The sequence below is a fragment of the Enterococcus sp. JNUCC 77 genome (genome assembly GCF_054819945.1).
In genome coordinates this window covers 1030167-1051274 of sequence record NZ_JBTHIG010000001.1, presented here as the reverse complement: position 1 = coordinate 1051274, position 21108 = coordinate 1030167, and the positions used below count along the sequence as shown (strand labels likewise).

Genomic DNA, 21108 nt, shown 5'->3' with positions numbered 1-21108 from the left:
ACCATCTAATTGAATAAATAGTATGGTATGAAAGCTTAAATAATAAATATCTAAAGTTTTTTATCAATATCTACATATAGAATCTATTTTTAGATTTCCAATCATGTTCAATATACTTTATTTCTTTTGAGGTCCAACGTAAACCTCCAAATGTTGTGGTAGAATTTTAAAACGCAATGGTAACCCTGGACCTTCATCACCATCTACACTAGAATGCAAATCAACCTCTTCTTTAACTGATAAACTGCCTTCAATGAAAGGTTGATAACCAATGTAATCTGTCGAATGATCGATTCCCTTTATAATATCTGGCACACTTTTTACCATATCGAGCACATTTTGATTCTTAAGATATATCAGATACATTTTGCCATCATCAGGTCTGGCTTCTGGCACAATGTGACCGTAGCCACCGATAGTTTGAGTTAGCGCGATGACGACAGCGCTACTTTCAATTTTTCTTTTTTCACCCTCGATTTCTAACTCAAAATGATAACTTTCATCTTTTAACACTTGCTTGAAACCAGAAGTAAAATAAGCTAATTTACCAAACTTAGTTTTTTCTTCAACCTCCACGTCACTGATAGCTTCAGGAATTCCACCGACTGCAACAATATTCATAAAATAATCTTCGTTGACTTTTCCAATGTCTAAAGCTATCCGACGATCCAAATCCAATTCAGCAACCGCTTCTTCTGGTTCCATTGAGATATTCAGCGAGCGAGCCAAATCATTTACTGTACCTAATGGAAAGAAACCAAACTTCGGTCGGTGTTCTTGTTCTGCTAAACCACTGATCACCTCATTAACTGTTCCGTCACCACCCATAGCAAAAACACTGTCTACTTTATCTGTCACTGCTTGGTTCGCAAATTTAGTTGCATCTCCAGTGTCTCCTGTATGCTGTACCTCTACTTCATCAAATATATCCGTCAGTTTTTCCTTGACCAATTTCTCGTATTCTTGAGCTTCCTCATTACCAGAACTAGGATTTACAATCAATACTGCTTTTTTCATTATCGGACTGCTCCTTTCTTGCTATTTATCTATTTAGTATAGCAGGAATAATAACCTTTCATCTGTACATAAGATTATCAAATTTAGTTGTATATCTTTCCTATAAAACATCAATCATCAGAAAATTTTTCTATATTATTTAAAAAATGCTATTGATATCTTTTTAACATCTTCTTTCTTCCATTACTTAGGTAAATATTGTACTCCATTCTAATCTCAGAAAATCAAAATTGAATTCACAAAATCAGCCATTGATCCCTCACCTCCAGTCCACAATCTCATATTTTTTTAAACTTATTTTAACTAAAATTCCATTTTTAGATTGACAAAGAGATATCTATTTTGTAAACTGTAAAGAAATATTGATACAATATTCCGAAAATTCAAAAAAATAGTAGGTGAAGACAATGATGGAAAAAAATCAGATGGCAATTATTATTTTATTATTATAGCTGGGACTTTTTTGAGAATCTAATCAAAAAGTCCCTATTCACATTGCATTTAAAAGAAGGCAGAACTTCTTTTATGGAATGTTTTTTTTATACTCAATTTCAACATTTAAAAAATAACATTTGTCATGATTTTGACTATCTCTACTATATTTAACAAATCAACTGATTAAGAAAGAAGGAAAATAATATGAGTCAAACAGTCTTTTTACCTAACTATACAATTGGTGTCGATGCTTATGAGCAAATCACAGATATCGTAAAAGAATACGGTAGCAAAGCAGTTATAATTGGTGGCGAAACAGCATTAGAAAAAGCCGAAACAAAAATTAAAGAAGCACTATCACAAGAAATCGAAGTCACTAATACCCTTTGGTACGGTGGTAACTCCACTTATGAAAATGTCGAAAAATTAGTGAATGATGCTGATGTCCAAAAGGCAGATATTCTTTTTGCAGTAGGAGGCGGCCGCGTTTGTGATACAGTCAAAGTAGTTGCTGAGAAAATGGGAAAACCGGTTTTCACTTTTCCTACAATTGGTTCAAATTGTTCACCAGTAACTGCAGTCTGTGTGATGTATACCGAAGAAGGTGAAATGCAAGGTCTCTTTTTCCCATCTAAACCACCTACGCATACATTTATCGATACTGCTATTATCGCCAAGGCACCAGATAAATATTTGTGGGCTGGCGTTGGAGATGCACTTTCTAAAGAAATTGAATCAACTTTCTCTGCTCGTGGAGACCAACTAGATTACACCGACGGATTAGGTATTCAAATTGGAAAAATGTGTACTGATCGTCTGTTGGAATATGGTACACAGGCCTTAAAAGACAGTTCTGCAGGGATTCCATCTTTTGCTATTGAACAAGTGGTTGCCGATATTATTGTTACTACTGGTTTAGTTTCAGTATTAGTAATCAATGACTATAACTCTGCGATGGCTCATTCTTTTTATTATGGCACAACAGTTCTTAAAAAAATGGAAGATTATTTACATGGGGCTTCTGTAAGTTACGGTGTTTTAGCCTTGTTAAAAATGGATCAGCAAGACGCTCTTTTTGAACGAGTTTATCGCTTCATGAAAGAAAATAAACTTCCAGTTTCACTAACCGAAATGGGACTAAATAATACAACCGACTTGACCGCTATTATCGATAAGGCGATGTCCACGAATGATATCGTTCATGTTCCTTATGAGATTACACAGGATATGTTTAAACAAGCAATCTTTGATGTTGAAGCTTATCAACTATCATAAATTTTTCAATCCAATCAATTAAAAATTTCTGAGAATATTTCTCTGATAAAAAAAGCTATAAATTGGTATTATCACGCCAATTTATAGCTTTAGTTTTTAATATAATCTTGTCAATTGACTGGGAACAAATGATTGTTACTTAATTAGTTATTATTTACTTCTAAATGAAATACATCCGGCCGTGAATAATGCCCAGTCGGATCAAAATCCATTCGACTTAACGGTACTTGTTCCATGTCTAATTCTTGATAAATAATGGTCTCTTTATTCCAAACTGGTTCAACTAAATACTTCCCAAAAGGACTGACAATACAGCTACCTCCTGGACACAAATCTTCAGGTAATGCAGCTAATTCATTTTGAGAATGCAAGCCTTCTGGATACTGAGATTTTGTCACATGTTGATTACAACCAATCACAAAACAGCGTCCCTCCATTGCAATATGTTGCATCGTATGTTGCCATTCTTCACGATTATCGGCTGTCGGTGCCAAATAAATCGAAACGCCCTTTTGATATAAAGCAGCCCTAGCTAATGGCATATAGTTTTCCCAACAAATTAATCCACCCATTGTGCCAAATACTGTATCCACAGTCGAAATTGCCCCTTCATTTCCGTCACCCCAGATACAACGTTCTGTACCAGTCGGTTTTAGTTTGCGGTGTTTCGACACAATTTTGCCTTCTGGACTAAAAATAATAAAGGTACAATACAAAGTACAATTTTTTTCATCTCTTTCATTAATACCGATGGCAACATAGGCATTCGATTCTTTGGCTGCACTTGCAATTCGATCGGTATCTTTACTGGGAACTACGACTGAATTGTCATAAAGTAATTTCCAATCTTGCCGACCTTCCATTGTTCGACTGCCTACAACAAATCCATATGAAAAACCTCTGGGATAGCAAGGAATAAAGGCTTCAGGGAAAACAATTAAATCGGCAGACTTTTGACTGGCATCTTCTATTAAAGCAATCGTCTTATCAATCGTTTTTTCTTTATCAAATAGAACAGGAGCTGCTTGAACAACGGCAACTTTACATTTACTTTTTTCAAAATCAATCATGGTAATGCCTCCTTAGATTATATTACATTTATTCTATCATTATTATTGTCAACAAAATCAATATAAAATAAAAAAATGTACCTATACCTATTAAATAGATATAAGTACATTTGATCTGATTTATTCAGCAAATTTATTCTTGTGATCGTAATAATCAAAATGAATATCGTCACTAACTAAATAATTATAAATATCATCAACGATTTCGATTCCGTTTTCTTCATATTTTTGTTCCCGCATTCGGCCTCGTTCACCAGGATAATTGACTTCTTTAAATCCTTCGCTTGGTACGATTTCTTTGATTTCATCTAACATGGTTGAAATTGATTTTTTAAATGTATCTAACCCAACAAAATATTCAGGATTGATGACTACATGAAGTTGTCCTAATTCACGTCCTTTAGAAAGATCATGATACATAGAAGACACATGTTTACCAAATGGTACGCCCAATAACACACCAGATAAAATATCAACCATCATCATTAAGCCGTAACCTTTTGGCCCAGCGATTGGTAACAAAGCATTCACTTTAGTTGAATCAGTGGTAGAATTTCCTTGTTCATCAACTGCCCATGAATCTGGAATAGATTCTTTACGAGAACGGGCATGTAAGATTTTTCCCCAGGCTTGAACTGTTGTAGCCATATCAAAAGTAATAATTCTATCATCATTACTCGGTGCAGCAAAAGCAATCGGATTGGTTCCAAAATAAGGTTCACTACCGCCAAAAGGTACAACCATTGGATCAGATTGACACATGGACAATGCAACCATATCATGAGTAGCTGCTCTTTCTACATAATAAGCTAGTGCGCCACTATGAGAAATATTTCTGATACCAACAACAGCAATACCGGTTTCTTTCGCGATTTCGATAGCATGATCCATCGCTTTTTCAGCAGCAACGAAACCTGAACCATTATCTCCTTCAAAAATGCCAACACTGGGACCAGTTTTTTTGAATTCAAATTTTGGATTTTGCGTGATACCACCTTTAGCAATCCGTTCTGAATAGTATTCTACTCGCATTGCACCATGAGAATGAATCCCTCTTGCATCAGCAAAGGTTAAAACATCACTAACAATCGCTGCTTGATCTTCAGACAAACCTGCCTTATGAATTTTGTTTTGGATTAATTGATGTAAATCTTCTTTTGTTACGCGCATTTTCTTCACCTGTTCCTTTTTATTTTCAGACAAATAAACTTTTTCTAGTTAATAGTAAGCGTTTTCTGAGATTCTATCATTGGTTAAAACGAACAATAAACTGAAGCTAATTGTCTGTTTTAACCAAAAAAGTTCCTATCACCTGAATGGCGATAGGAACTTTCCTTTAATTATATTTCTTTTTGTAAAATGTAAAAGCAGCTAATATCAACAGTATGATCGTACCAATCACTATTAGAATTGGTGAACTACTATTACCTGTTTTTGGTAAATACGTGTGGTTCCTCCCAGCCGATTGTATAGCAGAGGTATTGCTTAATAATGATTTTTTGGATGTATCGTCATTGGCTGGATCTTTTTTGGTTGGTTGCTCTTTTTGATTTTCCTTTGTCAGATTAATCATATCAAATTTTTTCGTTGTTATTTCAAAGTCAATTGGTTGACTGTCTAATTTGTAACCCAACGGTGCTTTCGTTTCAACCAATTGATACTTTCCTACAGCTAATTTTTCAATTAGTAATTTACCATCTTCATCGCTGACTAAATTTTCTTTGATGGTTTTTCCTGCTTGATCTTGCAAAGTGAATTGAGCATTGGCTAATCCTTCACCAGTCACACTATCGACTTTTTTCATAAGCACACTTGAAGAGATTTGTTTATTGGTCTTTTTCACTTGCACTGCTTGATCTTGCTTACTCTTAATAGTAAATGTTACTGGTTTTTCATCAAGTTCGTAACCTTTTGGTGCTTCTTTTTCGACAAATTGATAATTACCAGGTGGTAATTCATCCACTGCCAATCGTCCATTATCATCGGTAGTCATTTTTTCGGTTTTAATAGTTTTACCTTCTTGTGTCTGTAAAACAAATGTTGCACCAGAAAGTGGTTGTCCCGTTAATTCATCGACTTTTTCTAAAATAACACCTTGATTTACTTTTTTATTGGTTTTAGCTAACTCGATTGTTTCTGATGGATCTGTGACAGTAAATTTCACAGGTTTATTATCTTCTTGATAGCCAGTTGGTGCCTTTGTTTCAATCAACTGGTAACTTCCAGCCGGTAGTGTTTCAAATGAAATTTTACCAGATTTGTCAGTAACCAGTTCCAGATAGGTTTGCAAATCTTTTCCTGCGCTGTCTTGCAATTTAAAGGTTGCCCCTGCCAAAGCTTCTCCAGTTTCTTCATCAGTTTTCGTTAATGTAATGGTACCTGGATCTGGGGTTTTAATATTGGTTTTCTCAACAACAATCGTTTTATCTTGTCCTTTAGCAATTGTGAATTCAACTTCTTTTTGATCTAGTTGATAACCAGTTGGTGCTTTCGTTTCAATAAATTGATAATCCCCTGGAGCTAAGTCCTCCACTTTCAACTGTCCTGAGCCATCTGTTGCTAATTCAGATTTTAAGACTATCCCTTGCTTATTTTTCAGTTGGAAAATGGCGCCTTTTAATGGTTCTTTTGTTTGTTCATCAACTTTATTTAATATGACAGAACCAGTTAATAAAGTATTTTCTTTTTCAAGATTAACAACTTGTCCTTGTCGTTCGGTGATGGCAAATGTTACTGGGGTTTGATCTAATTTATATCCGTCTGGTGCCTGTGTTTCAATAAATTGATATTTACCAATTGGTAAGTCTTTTACAGTGAAGCGTCCGTCAGTACCAGTCTCATGATCAGAACTAATAATTGTTCCATCGGATTTTTCTAGTTGGAATTTTGCCCCAGCCAATCCTTCTTTCGATATTTGATCGACCTTAGTTAACTCGACACTATTAGGAACAGTCGCTTGATTGACAACTTTGATAGCAGCCATTTTTTCAGTCAAGGTAATTGCTTTACCTTCTTGATAATCAGGATTAATTTCATAGCCGTTTGGCGCTTTGGTCTCTTTTAATAGGTAATTATCTAATGGTAGTCCTTCAAAAGTTAGCTCACCATTTTCATCAGTATCAGCCTTCAAGCCGGTTTCTGTTCCATCAGCTTTAAGGATTTCAAAAGTTGCGCCAGCTAAAGGTTCATCTTTATCATTGACTTTTAGTACCGATAAATTATCAGTCTTAATCACTCCAGAGCCGCTTCCGCTAGTAAAGCTTAAATTAACGGTTGCTGTACTTTGACGATAATACGTTCCTAAGCCGCCATAACTTGCTGAATTGACTTGAGAAAGATTTTTTACTGCACCAGGAAATTCACTGACCGTATTATAAGTCACTTGAATATTGCTTTCTGCCTGATAATCTAAGAAATTAATCTTGAAAGAATTCCCGCTTATGGTCAAGCGGTAATGTTCGGTACCAATTTTTTCACCAGTTGCCGTATCGGTTACGACAAAAGAAGTTGGATCATAAGTTGCATTAGTCGTTCCCTGAGTTAAGGTATCTGTAATTTCAGGATTATTAACTGGTAAATCAGTGGAAATATTCTTAGTTGTAATTGTCCAGTTGGCAACATTTTCTTTTGTGGCATCTTTAGCAACTGCTTTTTGTAACGCTGACTGATAGTTATAAGCATAAACACTATATTTTAAATCAATTGGTGCTTTATCATCATAGGTTACCTTAGCAACATTATCTAATTTTTGATAAACATACCAATCTTTTTTCACTCTCGTCCGATATTTTACATAGACCCGTTTTGAGCCTAAGTTGGCGAACTCTAAGTTCATTTGATTATCTTTAATATCGATTTTTGTTGGATACGCGTCTGAACCTTCTGGTACTAATTTATAGTCTGTCGACAGATAGTTAGCCATGTTTTCAATCATCGACTGACTCGTTACTTCTTCAAAACGTAAAGAATCTGGAACCAACTCAGTTCCTGCTGGTAAAGTATCTTCTAGTTTCGTTAGATTAAAATCTGAACCTTTTGAGTTTAAAAATACTAACCAATCTTGATATAAATATTTTTCTGATGTTTGATTGGATGTTTGGCCTATTTTTGTTGCTCCTGTGTAATAAGGATCTGTAAAAGTTCCTTTAGCTTCATATTCAACAACACCGGGAACATCGCCATAATTCAAAGTAGCTTTATTTTTTACTTCAGTTTTTTGACCTGAAGAATCAATTTTAGTTTTAATGGTAATCACCAAAGTATCTTTTAGATTTTGATAGTCACCTAAAAAATCAATTCTTATACCACCATTAAAACTATCTGGTGCGCCATTCACATTTGGCTGTGCGCCAACAGGAGAACCATTTTCATCAAACTTAGTCACTTTATAATCGACACCTTCAACTAAAGGTGTTGATTCTGTTTCTGAAATTTTCTTACTGATTGTTACACCTGAATAATCTTTTACTGCGCCAATAAAGTAATCGTGAACAACGGGATTTTTCATAGTATATTTCTCCGCATTCACAGTGATGCTCCATTCCATAGTACGGTCGAAAATATCTATTTTTCCGGCTTCTTTTGTTAAAAGATTGGGAATCAAACTAACTTGAACTTCTTTATTTATTGTTCCGTTGGTAACTTTATTTTTAATAATTCGTTCAGTTGGATCAGTTATTTTTGTGGAATATTTTATGATATACGCTTGCGTAGTGTTAGCCTTAGTCGTTAAAGTTAATGACCCATCCGTATTGGCTGACTGGTCAAAATCACCACTTCCATCACCTTTTGCTTGAACATCATAACTATTGCCACTAGTATAATTCAAATCAACTTTTTGAATATCTAGTGATCCATCTACCATCTCGACACCTTGATCTGCTAAGTTTGTTATTAGCTTAGAAGTAGATGTTAACGGCTGTTGATTGAAATTGTATTTGATCTCCCAATCAATCATGCCTGTTTCTTGATTAATTTTGCCACTGGCTTGTAACGGCTGCAAAGTGACAAAAGTTTTACTAGCAAATGCAGAATTCACTTGGGTTTCATTTTCATAAGTATAAGCATAGTTATATAAATAATTGTATTCATACCCTGCAATACCATCATCAACATAATTTTTTCCATCAATCCCAGAAATAGTAGCTTCTGTAACAATTGCTTTTTTTCCAATGGATTTTAACAAAGTAATATCAGCTGTCGCTTGAGAGGTATCATTGCCTTTGTAAGTAATTTGATAGTCCTCATCTTGTTTTAGCAGCGTTTTACTGCCAACAATTGTGCCATTAAAATCAACATCACTAGAATAGACCTTAATTTCATCATAATTTAGTTTACTAGTATTATTGTTGACATAGATTTGATAGCGACGATTGGTATTGTCTGTCCGATCTAAATTAAAAACGGAATTGATCTGTGCTGTCTTTGGATTCAGAGTATCTGAAGTGATGGTTGTCGTCGTCTTTCCCTTATCAATACTGGAAGTCATTTCAAGCGTATAAATGGTCTGTTGAGGTGTTGTATCAAAAACTATTTTTTGGCTTTCTTCATCGACACCAGATATTTTTTCTAACGAAGTCACTAACGTTAGATCATAGTTTTCTGAAGAGACATTATCTTCTAAAAAAGTAATCGTTAACTCTTTAGTAGCAGCGCTAATGGACCATTTTGCTGAAGTCATTGGACTAAAATCACCAGATAAATCCTTTGCAATTGCTAACTGTGTTGGTAACTGTGTAGTAAATGTATCCCCTGCTTGGTAATTTTTATTGGCAAATGAAAAATTCATAGTTAGCTTGATACCTGACATATTCGGTATCGTATCAGTTGGTTGAATTTCATCGCCATTAATTTTATACATTTTAATAGAAGTAAAAATATTATCACTGATTGCTGCTTTGGTTTTTTTAGGAGTGACCGGCTTATTCTCATTTGATTGCTCCGTTGATTTAGAACTTTCAGTCGTCTTATTTTCTTCCGAGCTTAAAATAGAAGAAGACACTTTTCCTAACTCACTAGTTGTAGATGTTTTTTCTGAATTGGTTGTAGCGGTTGAAGCTTCTTGTGCATAAGTAATTGTTGGCATTAAAATTTGTAAAATTAATATTGACACAACAAACAATACAGATAATTTCTTTTTCATTAAAATGACACCTTTCCTTTAAAAAAATTTTAAAAAAACTTGTTTTTTATAAGAACAAAATAAAAAACATTATAATTAACTTCAAATTCCATCATAACTGTTTTTATTTGTGGGTTATCTTTTTTGAAACCGCTTGCATCGTTTGTTATATCATTTACACCAATATTTTTTTTAATAAGTCCATTAATTATTAAAATTCAGTTCAATCAATAAAATAATTCAAGAAAAAAAAATGATTCTCAATATATAAATAGCTATTTCCACAATATTTAGTAAATTTTTTTCTGTTATCAAGGCTTTTTCTGATAATTATTTAGGAAATAGGCCGTATAAAAAGAAAAAAATTCAGTTTTTCAGATTTTTTCTAGGTCATTTGAATCCAATTATTTATCTTTACTTGTTAAGCTAGGATTAATCAGAACAGAGGAGGAGTTTAAAATGAATAAAAAGAAATGGCTAATTCTGGTAGCGGCAATTATATTTACAGAACTAGTAGGTGGATTGTCTGGCTTATTAGCCGGTAATTCTCGCAGTATTTATGAATCTTTTGATAAAATCCCGTTGGCACCGCCGGGTTCACTATTCGGAATTGTTTGGCCAATTTTATATTTAATGATGGGTGTCTCACTTTTTTTCATTATTACCGGAAACATCCGTCAAACTTACAAAAGAAATGCTTATCTGTTATACGCTATCCAGTTATTACTTAATTTTACATGGAGTTTAATATTTTTTGGCGGAAATCAAATGGGACTGGCAATTATTAACATTCTCGCCTTGGATATTGTCGTTGCTTATCAAATTTTTTATTACCACAAACTTTCAAAACCGGCAGCATATCTATTGATTCCTTACCTAGTATGGATTTTGTTTGCTACTTATTTAAATATTGGTTTTGCCTTGATAAACTAAAAAAAGCCTGCTAGATTTATAAAAATCTAGCAGGGCTTTTTATTTTTTTAATAAATGTCAATAAAATCGCCGATCGAAAATGATGGAAATACTTCAGGAGAAGCAACTATTGCCCCTGGTAAGACTTCCGTTTCTTCATTCCGAAAATAAATAGAAATATGTCCTAATTCATCAAAATTCTGATTGGCAGCATCTCCAATCGATTGAATGTGATATTCTTGTTGATTAATTTTAATTTTCCCATTAGCCTTTAGGGGACTTTTTTCTATTTCAACTGGTTCGTGAACCACACAAATCGGTAATAATTCAGCCGTTACTTGTTGACCAAATAAAATCAGTAGCTTTTCTTCTTCAAAAGCCGGCACCATTTCACCGATATCAGTAATTTTTATTCGTACCATCAATTATCTCCTTTTTTACATATGGATTGGTAAACCTAAACCAACTTCACTGGCATCCATCACCATCTCTGATAAGGTTGGATGACCATGAATTGTTAGTGCTATGTCTTCTAATGTTAAATAAGATTCGATTGCCAAAGTAATTTCAGCGACTAAATCACTGGCATTTACTCCAACAATTTGTGCACCGACAACTAATTCAGTATCCTTTTCAAAAACTAAACGAACAAAGCCTTCTGTTGCATTTAATGACAAGGCACGACCATTGGCTTGCATTGGAAAGTTTGCCGTAGACACTTTTAAACCAGCTTCTTGTGATTCTTTTTTAGTCAGTCCTACAGTAGCCACTTCGGGATCTGTAAAGCAAACTGCTGGTATCACACGATAATCTTTTTTCACATTTTTTCCAGCAATCACTTCAGCCGCTACTTTTGCTTCATAGCTTGCTTTATGAGCGAGTGCCAGGCCTGCAACTACATCACCAATCGCATAAATATTTTTTTCCTGGGTCTGATATTGATCACTCACAGGAATTAGTCCTTTTGAATCAGGCACGATACCTAAATTTTCCAAACCTAAATTGGCAGTATTGGGTTTTCTGCCAACAGTGACCATTACATAATCTGCTGTCATTTTTTCTTTTTTCCCATTTACATCAATTTCAATCGTTACCGAGTCATTCGTCTGATCAGCCTTTAGCGCTTTAGCTGAAGTAACTACTCTTATATTTTTTTCTTTAAAACCTTTAACCACTAAAGCTTGAATATCCGATTCAAACGCTGGTAAAATATTAGAGCTACCTTCGACAATTGTCACTTTTGCACCTAAGTTGGCATAAGCACCTGCCAACTCACAACCGATATATCCGCCGCCAACTACAATTAATTCTTTAGGAATTTCTTTTAGATTTAGTCCTCCTGTAGAATCAATCACTCTTCCTTCAAACTTAAAATTAGGAATTTCAATTGGCGAACTACCAGTAGCAATAATCGCTTGTTTAAACATTAGCTTTTCATTGCCATTTTTCGTCTTTACCTGCAAGGTTTTCTTATCAAGAAAAGAACCAAAGCCTTCCATAATTGTGACGCCATTTTTCTTTAAAAGAGCACGAATACCATTCGTTAAAGTTTTTACAACTTGTTGGTCTTTCCATTTTTGGGTTTTGCTGAAATCTAACGTCACTTCTTTTGTCTTTACGCCTAAAAAATCCGATGATTGTGCTTCTTGAAAACGGTGGCCGGCAGTAATCAGAGCCTTTGAGGGAATACATCCAACATTTAAGCAGACACCACCAATTTCTCCAGCTTCAACTATCGTCACTTTTTGACCCAATTGTGCCGCGCGAATTGCTGCTACATAACCTCCGGGACCTGCCCCAAGTACAACGGTTTCTGTTTCTCTCACAAACTTAACCTCCTTAAAGTAACAGTCCTAATGGATTTTCCAACAATTCAACAATTCTAGATAAAAAGGCTGCCGCCGGTGCACCATCTGCTACACGATGATCAAAAGATAGACTTAAATTCAGTGTTGGCACCTCTACAAATTCGGGTCCAACTTCACTTTCACCCATTTGCCAAATCGATTTCATGCCACCTACTCCGAGAATCGCCACTTCTGGCGCATTGATAATCGGGTTAAACGACTGAACTTTGGAACGTCCCAAAGAGCTGATGGTAAATGTACCACCTTGTAAGTCATCACCAGTTAATTGACCATTACGGGCTTTATTAGTCAGTTCTTTGGTCTGTTTCGTCAAATCAGCCAAGCCCATTTTGTTAGCTTCTTTAATCACTGGAACCAGTAAGCCATCCGACACTGCTACTGCTATGCCTAAATTAATTTGGCTATATTGATAGATAGCGTCTTCTTTTCCATGGGCATTAAAAATTGGAAACTCTTTTAAGGCGACCATCGTTGCTTTCATAATAATTTCAGTGTAAGAAATACGTTCAGCAGTTTGAGCCTCCACCATTGGTAAGACTTGTTCACGTAATTCTTTTGCCTTAATCATATTGACTTCTGCTTGCATTGTTACATGAGGAATCGTTGTTTTACTGTACGACATACGATCAGCAATGACTTTTCGCATACCTTCCCAGGCAATAACTTCCACATCACTTTCAATTTCATGACTATTTTTTCCAGTAGTTTTAGGAGATTGATAATTTTTTACATCTAACGCTTGTATTCTTCCCTTGGGACCTGAACCATTGATTTCAGCTAAATTGATTTGTTTTTCATTAGCTATTCGTCTGGCTGCTGGTGTTGCCCGAATTTTTGAAGTAGCTATATTTTCAGTTTTTGCTTCAGGTGTTGCCCCTGCTGTCTCACTAATTACTACTTCGGTCTCTACTATTTCAACACTAGGCGTAGTCTCAGGGACAATTTCTCCAGCTTCACCAATATAAGCAATCACTGAATTAACTGGCGCACTTTCACCATCACCAATGTATTTTTTTAATAGCATGCCTTCTTCATAAGCCTCAACTTCGATCGCAATTTTATCGGTCATCACTTCAAAGATTGCTTCGCCAATTTCAACAGAATCGCCTTCTTCTTTCAACCAAAGGGTAATGGTTCCTTCATCCATGGTGGAGCTAAGTTTGGGCATCGTTACTTCATGAGCCATCGCTATTCCTCCTAACCTTTCACTAAGTTGCGACAAGCTTCAACAATATCTTCCACTTGTGGCACCGCTAATTTTTCCAAATCAGGATGATAAGGAATCGGCACTTCTTTACCAGCTAAACGAACCAATGGTGCATCCAAAAAGTCAAAACTTTCACTTTCGACAATCACACTAGCTAATTCGGCGCTAAAGCCACTTCTTTTAACAGCTTCTGTCACCACTACGGCTTTACCCGTTTTAATCACTGAATCAATAATCGTTTGCTTATCCAAAGGTACCAATGTTCGAGGATCAACTACTTCAATATCGATTCCTTCATCTGATAATTTTTCGGCTGCTTCTAAAGCTTTGTGAACCATAATACCTGTTGCCACTACTGTTATATCAGTTCCAGCTTTTTTAATATCTGCTACACCAATTGGAATTGTATATTTTCCTTCTGGTACATCACTTGTGGTGCGATAACAAAGCTTGTGTTCATAAAACATCACTGGATTATCATCTTCGATTGCAGCATGCAGTAGTCCTTTAGCATCATAGGCAGTTGCCGGTTGGATTACTTTTAAACCTGGAACATGGGCTGTCCAATTTTCTAAACTTTGAGAATGCTGGGCTGCCGCGCCAGTTCCCGAGCCTCCAGGAGTCCGCATAACCAATGGAATTTTGGCTTTTCCACCATACATATAACGAATTTTTGCTGCTTGGTTCACAATTTGATCTAAGGCAATAGTTACAAAGTCAGAAAATTGAATTTCAAAAATAGGGCGCATTCCTGTCATAGCTGCACCGACTGATGCTCCGGCAATAACAGATTCAGCTATTGGTGTTGAACGCACTCGTTCCTCACCAAATTCCTCCACCATACCGCGACTGACTCCGAAGGCACCACCATAAATACCAATATCTTCACCGATCATGAAGACGGTTTCATCTGTGCGCATCGCTTCAGACATTGCCTCTCTTACTGCCTCTGAATACGTAATTTCTCTCATGACAATTCCCTCCTAATCCGCATAAACGTTTTCGTAAAGAGTTTCTAAAGCTGGCATTGGACTTTCTTCTGCAAAAGTCACGGCATCTTCAATTCGTTGTTTTGCCTGTAACCGAATTTCTTCAGCTTCTTCTTCTGTAAAAATGCCCGCTCCGATCATCTGTTCTTTCGCTAAGCGAATCGGATCACGATTTTTTCGCCAATCTTCCTCTTCTTCTTTTGTACGATATTTTTTTGCATCAGATTTTGAATGCCCTTTCCAACGGTAAGTCATTGCCTCAATCAAGGTTGGTCCTTCACCACGGCGAGCTTTTTCTACTGCTGCATAAGTCGTATTAATAACCTCAATCAAATCATTGCCATCGATAGTTACGCCTTCAATCCCATATGCTTTAGCCCGATCAGATAATTTATCTACTCGCATCATTTTCTTAAAAGGACCACTCATACCATATTGATTATTTTCAATAAAAAATATAACAGGTAAATCCCAAATAGCAGCTAAATTGACAGACTCATGAAAGCTTCCTTCATTAGTAGAGCCGTCACCAGCATAGGCCAAAGCAACTGTGTCTGTTTTTTTCAACTTCTCAGTCAAAGCAGCTCCGGTTGCAATTGGAAATCCACCACCCACAATACCATTAGCTCCGAGATTTCCTGTGTCGAGATCAGCAATATGCATCGAACCACCTTTACCTTTATTGGTACCAGTCGTTCGACCAAATAATTCTGCCATCATCGCATGAATATTGGTCCCTTTAGCAATCGTTTGACCATGACCGCGGTGAGTAGCAGTGATCCAGTCAGTTTTTCTTAGAACCGCGCCACTTCCTGCTGCAGTTGCTTCTTGACCTACTGCCAAGTGAGTTGTTCCGTGAATCACACCCTTGGCGAAAAGCTGATCCACCTTCTCATCAAAAAAACGAATATTCCACATCGTTTCATATATTTCTTTTAATTCTTGATCCGTTAATCCAGCATCATTTGGTAATGACATGCTCATTGCCGACACTCCTTTGTGACGACTACATAAAATCTAGTAATAAATTTGCGGTAATATCATCCGTAATTAAAATATTGATTAAGCCACCAGAAATCGCTGCATGAATACTTTCAACCTTATCATGACCACCACAGACACCAATCACTTTTGGTATTTTTTTCAAATCGTCTAATGGTAACGAAATCACTCGTTGATTCCAGTTACAGTCTACTAATGCACCTTGCTTGTCAATAAAGTTGTAACAAATATCTCCAACAATATCCGTTCGTTTAATATCCTCAGCCAATTCATTGTTTTTTTCAGTCAAATAAATTTTAGTCATCGTTGAATACACCGGTGAACCACCAATTCCAACAACCGCAATATCCGCTGCTGCTGCTTTAGTGAATACCTTTTTAATAAAGGATTGATTCATAAAAACTTCTTTCGCTTCTTTTGTGTCTGTCGTAATCGGTGCATGCAAAGCTAAATATTGACCCCCGCTTTTTTGACCTAATATTTCACAAACTGTATTGGCTTGAATCGCACTATGTTGCTGACCCAATCCACCTGCTAAAGGAACAAAAGTCACTGATGATAATTTATTTTTTGAGTAAAAATTCAACGCCATTTCATGCACAGTGTTGCCGGCTGACACGCCGACAATTTGGTTTGGCTGAATGACACGAGTTAGATATTTTGCTGCAGCTACGCCTAATTTTTTAATTAATTGCTCGGGTTCTTTTGAATCTACGCAAATCACTTCGTCTAAATTGTAGCGTCTTTTTATTTTGTCCTCGATATTTTTATGGGGATGAATCATTTCGTCATGAATAATAATTTCAACTAATCCCAATTCTCTTGCTTTTGTAAGATATTTTGAAACAAGCGAGCGGCTGATATTATATTTTTTGGCAATATCAGCTTGTTTCGCTCCCTCGTCGTAATACATTGTGGCAATCCCAACTAATAAATGCATATCTTGTGAATAGCTCATAATTCCCCTCCGAATTTTCCTTTTTATTAATACTCTTTATTTTACAAGAAAAATTAGTGAAAATGTATGGTTTTCACAATCAACCACATTTTTTAATCAAATGTACTATCTTGTAATTTTCTTAATTGATAAACTGTCGTTGATTCATCCAATACAACATCTTCTTCAGTAATAAACGTTCCCGCTTTAATTGGTCGACGGGCAATCACATTTCCAGAAATTAAACCAATTGGAATATGACCATCTTTTTTCATATCAACATGAGTTTCCAATACGCCACGGACGCAGAATCCACCAATACCATCTAGTTTTTCACCTTCAGCAATATCCTTTTTCGTTACAGCTACAGTTTCTGAAACTGGTGCGCCTAACGGTACAATAGCATGATCATTTCTTAAAACTGCTTTTGCGATTGTAATCGGTGTTTCTAAACTTGCTAAGTGATATGGTCGATATAAAATATGATGATCCCGATCACCTGTCTTCATTAAGTAACTTAACTCATGACGGACGCCTTCATTTTGTCCTTTCACAATGACAAAGACCCCTGGTGCCAACCCATCAACATATTCTACTACGCCATATTTACTTAAGACGCCTCCATTTTCTTTCAAATCTAAATCTTTAATAACCGAGTCTACATCTCCTGCTAGTCCATGCATTCCTACTTTATCTGGTACAAATCCGATCGCATTTGATAGTAAATTCATTTCTGCCATTGTTTTTGTACCATCTTGAAAGGCTGCCAACATATGAGAAGCCATTTGTTTCTTATCTGCTTCTGCTTGAGCAGTATCTGGATTTGCACCAACATTTAATTTATTATTTTTACCTTTACCAGCTACTAAAACTTCCATTCCCATTGATTTAGCAAATTCAAAAAGCTCTGTTGTTGCTGCGGGTTCATCTCCATCAGAACCGGTATAAACTAAATCAGCTGCTTGATAAAGCTTATGCATCAATGGTCCAATGGTGATATCAATTTCAACATTTAATAGAACCAATTGTTTTTTGGCGATCAACGTTTCCAAAGCAATTTTTGCCCCAACTTCTGGTACACCCGTCGCATCTACAATCACTTCAACGTTTGGCGAATGAATGACTTCTTTAAAATCGGTAGTTACTAACACTTTATTTTTGATATCTGATGAAGCTAAATACGCATCGGCTGCTTTTTGAGCAAATTCTTGGCGAATATCACTCACGCCAGTGACTGCCATTCCTGGGATCGTTGCAATTTGTGCAATCATGCCATAACCCATTTGTCCTGCACCGATTACCCCGACTTTGATTGGATTTTCTTCTGCTTGTCTTTGTAACAACTGTTGATAAATTGTCATACTGTTATCGCTCCTTCTCTTTTGTTATTACACGTAACATATGATACACAAACAATCATAAAGTGCTTTATTTTAAAAGTCAATGAGTAAATACATATTTTTTCTAATTGTAATGTAACATAATTTCCGATTTATTCACAAATATCACATATGTTCCAATATGTGAATTATGATAAAATTCCATTGACATTGATTTCAAAAAAATTTAAGATTTTGTTTATACAAGCGCTTACATATAGAAAAGAGGAGGAAGACTATGGCTAACTATGCTGGTTTAATTATTTTATTAGTGCTTTGTTGGGGAATACAGATTGGCATGTCATATTTTCAGCATAAAAATTATCATCATATGTTGAATCAAATTAAGCATCGATCTGATGGTTACTTAGGTGTGGGCGTCGCCAAAGCAAAATTTAAAATGGGAAAAGGTGTAATTTCTCTACTTGTGGCGGATGAACACGGTACGATTTTAGACTATCGCGAAATGTCTGGTTATACCGTTTTTGCTCGATTCAAACAAAAAGAACGATTGATAGGAAAAAATGTCAATGAAACAATGACGGCTTTAAAGGGGAAACAAAGAATCAGAGCTTTTCAACAAGCCTTTGATTTAATCAATCAAGAAATAATGAAAGCGGAGGGAATCTAATGGACTTTTTAGTAAAGATTGCAGAAGGATTTATCGGAATTTTTAATGCAGGTGGGGAAAACTTAGTTGGTTTAATTACTGGGATTTTGCCTACCTTGATGGTCTTATTAACATTTGTAAATGCTCTTATAGCTTTAATTGGAGAAGAACGGGTAACGAATTTCGCTCAATTTTGTACTAAAAATATTGTCTTACGCTACTCCCTATTCCCACTATTGGCGGTCTTTTTCATGACCAATCCGATGTGTTATTCCTTCGGACGTTTCTTAAAAGAAAAACAAAAACCAGCTTTTTACGACTCAGCGGTTTCATTAGTTCACCCAATTACTGGTCTATTTCCCCATGCGAATGCTGGAGAATTATTTGTTTGGACGGGTATTTCATCTGGGATTACTACTTTAGGTTTGTCAACAATGCCTTTAGCCGTTCGCTATTTTCTTGTAGGCTTAATCGTCATTCTAATTCGTGGTATTTGTACAGAAACATTAACTAAAATTATGTGGAAAGAACCGGCAGAAGCCTAGATGGAGGACAAAACTATGTATAGAAAAATCTTTGTAGGTCGTGGAAATAATGGCTGGGGACCTGGCTTTGAATTAAAACCTGAAGGAAAAAAAATAAAAATAGCCTCTGTAACTGGTGGTGGGATTCATCCAGTTGCTGAAAAAATTGCTGAACTATCCGGCGGAGAAGCCGTCGATGGCTTTAAGACTTCGATTCCTGAAGATGAGATGATGTGTGCTGTAATTGACTGTGGTGGGACTGCACGGATTGGCGTTTATCCCATGAAACGGGTGCCAACCGTGGATGTTCTGCCTTCCTCCCCTTCTGGACCTCTGGCAAAACATATCACAGAAGATATTTTTGTTTCTGGAGTGAAGCCAGAAAATATTCGGATCGTGGAAGAATCTGATGAAGTTAGTGTAGAACCAGTAGTAGCTCCTGAAGAAAATGAAGAAAACTTTCAAGATAAATATGCGCAGGCAAAAGCCGATGTCAAAGAGAAAAAAGCAGCTACGCAAAAGCAAGGTGGGATTTTCGGCTTAATTAATAAAATTGGTCGTGTCGTAGGACAGTTTGTCGGTGTTTTTTATCAAGCTGGGCGAGATACTTTAGACATGGTTATCAAAAATATCTTACCTTTTATGACCTTTGTAAGTATGTTAGTAGGTTTGATTAATTACACTGGTATCGGTAACTTTATTGCGACAGGTGTCCGACCTTTAGCAAATAATATTGTTGGGATGGTCATTTTATCCTTAATCTGTACAATTCCAATCTTATCACCAGTATTAGGACCTGGAGCTGTTATTGCTCAAGTTGTTGGTGTACTTTTAGGCGTAGAAATTGGTAAAGGTTCGATTGCTCCTGCTATGGCTTTACCAGCATTGTTTGCGATTAATTCCCAAGCTGGTGCAGATTTTGTTCCTGTTGGTTTAACTCTTTCTGAAGCAGAACCTTATACAGTTGAAATTGGTGTACCAGCTGTACTTTTCTCAAGGCTTTTGACGGGTCCCCTTTCTGTTTTAATTGCTTGGCTATTTAGTTTTGGACTATATAAATAAAAATATTTTTTGAACTCCACGAAGGATAATTCCTTTCTGGAGTTTTTTTGTTGTTAAATCAATGATGCCAAGAATATTTGCTAGTAAATTCTCCTCTTTCATTTACAATTAAATTAAGTAAGGGGTGAAAATATGTTAGGGAATATTTTAAAAATGCGTAGAAATGAATTGCAGCTGACGCAACAACAAGTTGCTGATTATTTGTTTGTCTCTAGGCAAACAGTTTCCAGTTGGGAAACTGGAAATAGCTTTCCGGATGTGCCTACTCTAATTAAAATCAGTGATTACTATCAAATATCATTGGATGCGTTAATGAAAGGAGATGAGAAGTATATGAAAAAGCTTAAACAAGATGTTACTTTATTTAACTTAGTTCAACAAGGAGTTTTCATTGGCATCATTTCTTTTACTACTATCATTGGATCGATTGCCGGCTTTATTAATGTTATTCGTCAAACAGAAATTTTTGAAGCGATTATCCTAGTAATCCCTCTTCAATTAGCCCAACTTATTTTTCTTTTCTGGATCACTATTTATTATAAAGAGGATTTTTATCAACCAGTATCAGAAAGAAAACTACTCATCAGTCAAAGAATGATTCAAGGAATGATTTTTCTTAGCTTTTTAGTTGTTTTCACTTTGTTAGTTATTTATTTTTTGGCTGCTTTTGGTATCATTAAAATCTAAAACTACTTGATCT

17 protein-coding genes are annotated in these 21108 nt (G+C 35.9%); 6 read left to right on the top strand and 11 right to left on the bottom strand.

Annotated features, from left to right (window positions below):
• Positions 1–117: 117 nt before the first annotated feature.
• Complete coding sequence (locus ACVWNY_RS05285) at positions 118–1017, bottom strand: diacylglycerol/lipid kinase family protein (RefSeq protein ID WP_218324771.1); 900 nt, start codon at positions 1015–1017, stop codon at positions 118–120.
• Between the two features lie 639 nt (positions 1018–1656).
• Here ACVWNY_RS05285 and ACVWNY_RS05280 point away from each other — a divergent pair.
• On the top strand, positions 1657–2727 hold the full coding sequence (locus ACVWNY_RS05280; protein WP_218324770.1) for an iron-containing alcohol dehydrogenase family protein: 1071 nt from the start codon (positions 1657–1659) through the stop codon (positions 2725–2727).
• Positions 2728–2870: 143 nt separating this feature from the next.
• Here ACVWNY_RS05280 and ACVWNY_RS05275 read toward each other — a convergent pair whose 3' ends face one another.
• The 3 genes from ACVWNY_RS05275 to ACVWNY_RS05265 form a co-directional block, all read right to left on the bottom strand.
• Positions 2871–3797: a carbon-nitrogen hydrolase family protein gene (locus ACVWNY_RS05275; protein WP_218324769.1), complete on the bottom strand. Its 927-nt coding sequence runs from the start codon at positions 3795–3797 to the stop codon at positions 2871–2873.
• A gap of 120 nt (positions 3798–3917) precedes the next feature.
• Positions 3918–4967: an ureidoglycolate dehydrogenase gene (gene allD, locus ACVWNY_RS05270; protein ID WP_218324768.1), complete on the bottom strand. Its 1050-nt coding sequence runs from the start codon at positions 4965–4967 to the stop codon at positions 3918–3920.
• A 166-nt stretch (positions 4968–5133) separates the two neighbouring features.
• The gene (locus tag ACVWNY_RS05265) at positions 5134–9939 is read right to left on the bottom strand and encodes a SpaA isopeptide-forming pilin-related protein (protein ID WP_218324767.1); all 4806 of its coding nucleotides are present in this window, start codon (positions 9937–9939) and stop codon (positions 5134–5136) included.
• A 438-nt stretch (positions 9940–10377) separates the two neighbouring features.
• On the opposite strand from ACVWNY_RS05265, the gene ACVWNY_RS05260 reads away from it, so the two are divergent.
• Positions 10378–10851, top strand: coding sequence for a TspO/MBR family protein (locus ACVWNY_RS05260; protein ID WP_218324766.1), 474 nt, complete (start codon positions 10378–10380; stop codon positions 10849–10851).
• A 47-nt stretch (positions 10852–10898) separates the two neighbouring features.
• On the opposite strand, the gene ACVWNY_RS05255 is transcribed toward ACVWNY_RS05260, so the two are convergent.
• The 7 genes from ACVWNY_RS05255 to ACVWNY_RS05225 all read right to left on the bottom strand — a co-directional run bounded on the left by ACVWNY_RS05255 (position 10899) and on the right by ACVWNY_RS05225 (position 18194).
• Positions 10899–11252 carry a PTS glucitol/sorbitol transporter subunit IIA gene (locus tag ACVWNY_RS05255; RefSeq protein WP_218324765.1) on the bottom strand — a complete coding sequence of 118 codons (354 nt, stop codon included), beginning with the start codon at positions 11250–11252 and terminating at the stop codon, positions 10899–10901.
• Positions 11253–11267: 15 nt separating this feature from the next.
• On the bottom strand, positions 11268–12656 hold the full coding sequence (gene lpdA / locus ACVWNY_RS05250) for a dihydrolipoyl dehydrogenase (RefSeq protein ID WP_218324764.1): 1389 nt from the start codon (positions 12654–12656) through the stop codon (positions 11268–11270).
• A gap of 13 nt (positions 12657–12669) precedes the next feature.
• Positions 12670–13884, bottom strand: coding sequence for a dihydrolipoamide acetyltransferase family protein (locus ACVWNY_RS05245; RefSeq protein WP_218324763.1), 1215 nt, complete (start codon positions 13882–13884; stop codon positions 12670–12672).
• An 11-nt stretch (positions 13885–13895) separates the two neighbouring features.
• Entirely contained in the window at positions 13896–14876 is a 981-nt protein-coding gene (locus tag ACVWNY_RS05240) for an alpha-ketoacid dehydrogenase subunit beta (RefSeq protein ID WP_218324762.1), read from the bottom strand.
• Between the two features lie 12 nt (positions 14877–14888).
• Positions 14889–15878 (bottom strand): thiamine pyrophosphate-dependent dehydrogenase E1 component subunit alpha, encoded by a 990-nt coding sequence (locus tag ACVWNY_RS05235; protein WP_218324761.1) that lies wholly within the window; start codon positions 15876–15878, stop codon positions 14889–14891.
• 22 nt (positions 15879–15900) lie between these two features.
• Positions 15901–16854, bottom strand: a complete 954-nt coding sequence (locus ACVWNY_RS05230) for a sugar-binding transcriptional regulator (protein ID WP_218324760.1) — start codon at positions 16852–16854, stop codon at positions 15901–15903.
• Between the two features lie 92 nt (positions 16855–16946).
• On the bottom strand, positions 16947–18194 hold the full coding sequence (locus tag ACVWNY_RS05225; protein WP_218324759.1) for an NAD(P)H-dependent oxidoreductase: 1248 nt from the start codon (positions 18192–18194) through the stop codon (positions 16947–16949).
• Between the two features lie 256 nt (positions 18195–18450).
• Between ACVWNY_RS05225 and ACVWNY_RS05220 the strand changes: the two genes are divergently transcribed.
• From ACVWNY_RS05220 to ACVWNY_RS05205, 4 genes are all read left to right on the top strand, one after another.
• The gene (locus ACVWNY_RS05220) at positions 18451–18843 is read left to right on the top strand and encodes a transcriptional regulator GutM (RefSeq protein ID WP_218324758.1); all 393 of its coding nucleotides are present in this window, start codon (positions 18451–18453) and stop codon (positions 18841–18843) included.
• Positions 18843–19367, top strand: coding sequence for a PTS glucitol/sorbitol transporter subunit IIC (srlA, locus tag ACVWNY_RS05215; protein ID WP_218324757.1), 525 nt, complete (start codon positions 18843–18845; stop codon positions 19365–19367). Before ACVWNY_RS05220 ends, srlA begins: the two co-directional genes overlap by 1 nt.
• Before the next feature lie 15 nt (positions 19368–19382).
• Positions 19383–20408 carry a PTS glucitol/sorbitol transporter subunit IIB gene (gene srlE, locus ACVWNY_RS05210; protein ID WP_218324756.1) on the top strand — a complete coding sequence of 342 codons (1026 nt, stop codon included), beginning with the start codon at positions 19383–19385 and terminating at the stop codon, positions 20406–20408.
• Between the two features lie 132 nt (positions 20409–20540).
• Positions 20541–21095 carry a helix-turn-helix transcriptional regulator gene (locus tag ACVWNY_RS05205; RefSeq protein ID WP_218324755.1) on the top strand — a complete coding sequence of 185 codons (555 nt, stop codon included), beginning with the start codon at positions 20541–20543 and terminating at the stop codon, positions 21093–21095.
• The last annotated feature ends 13 nt before the right edge of the window (positions 21096–21108 follow it).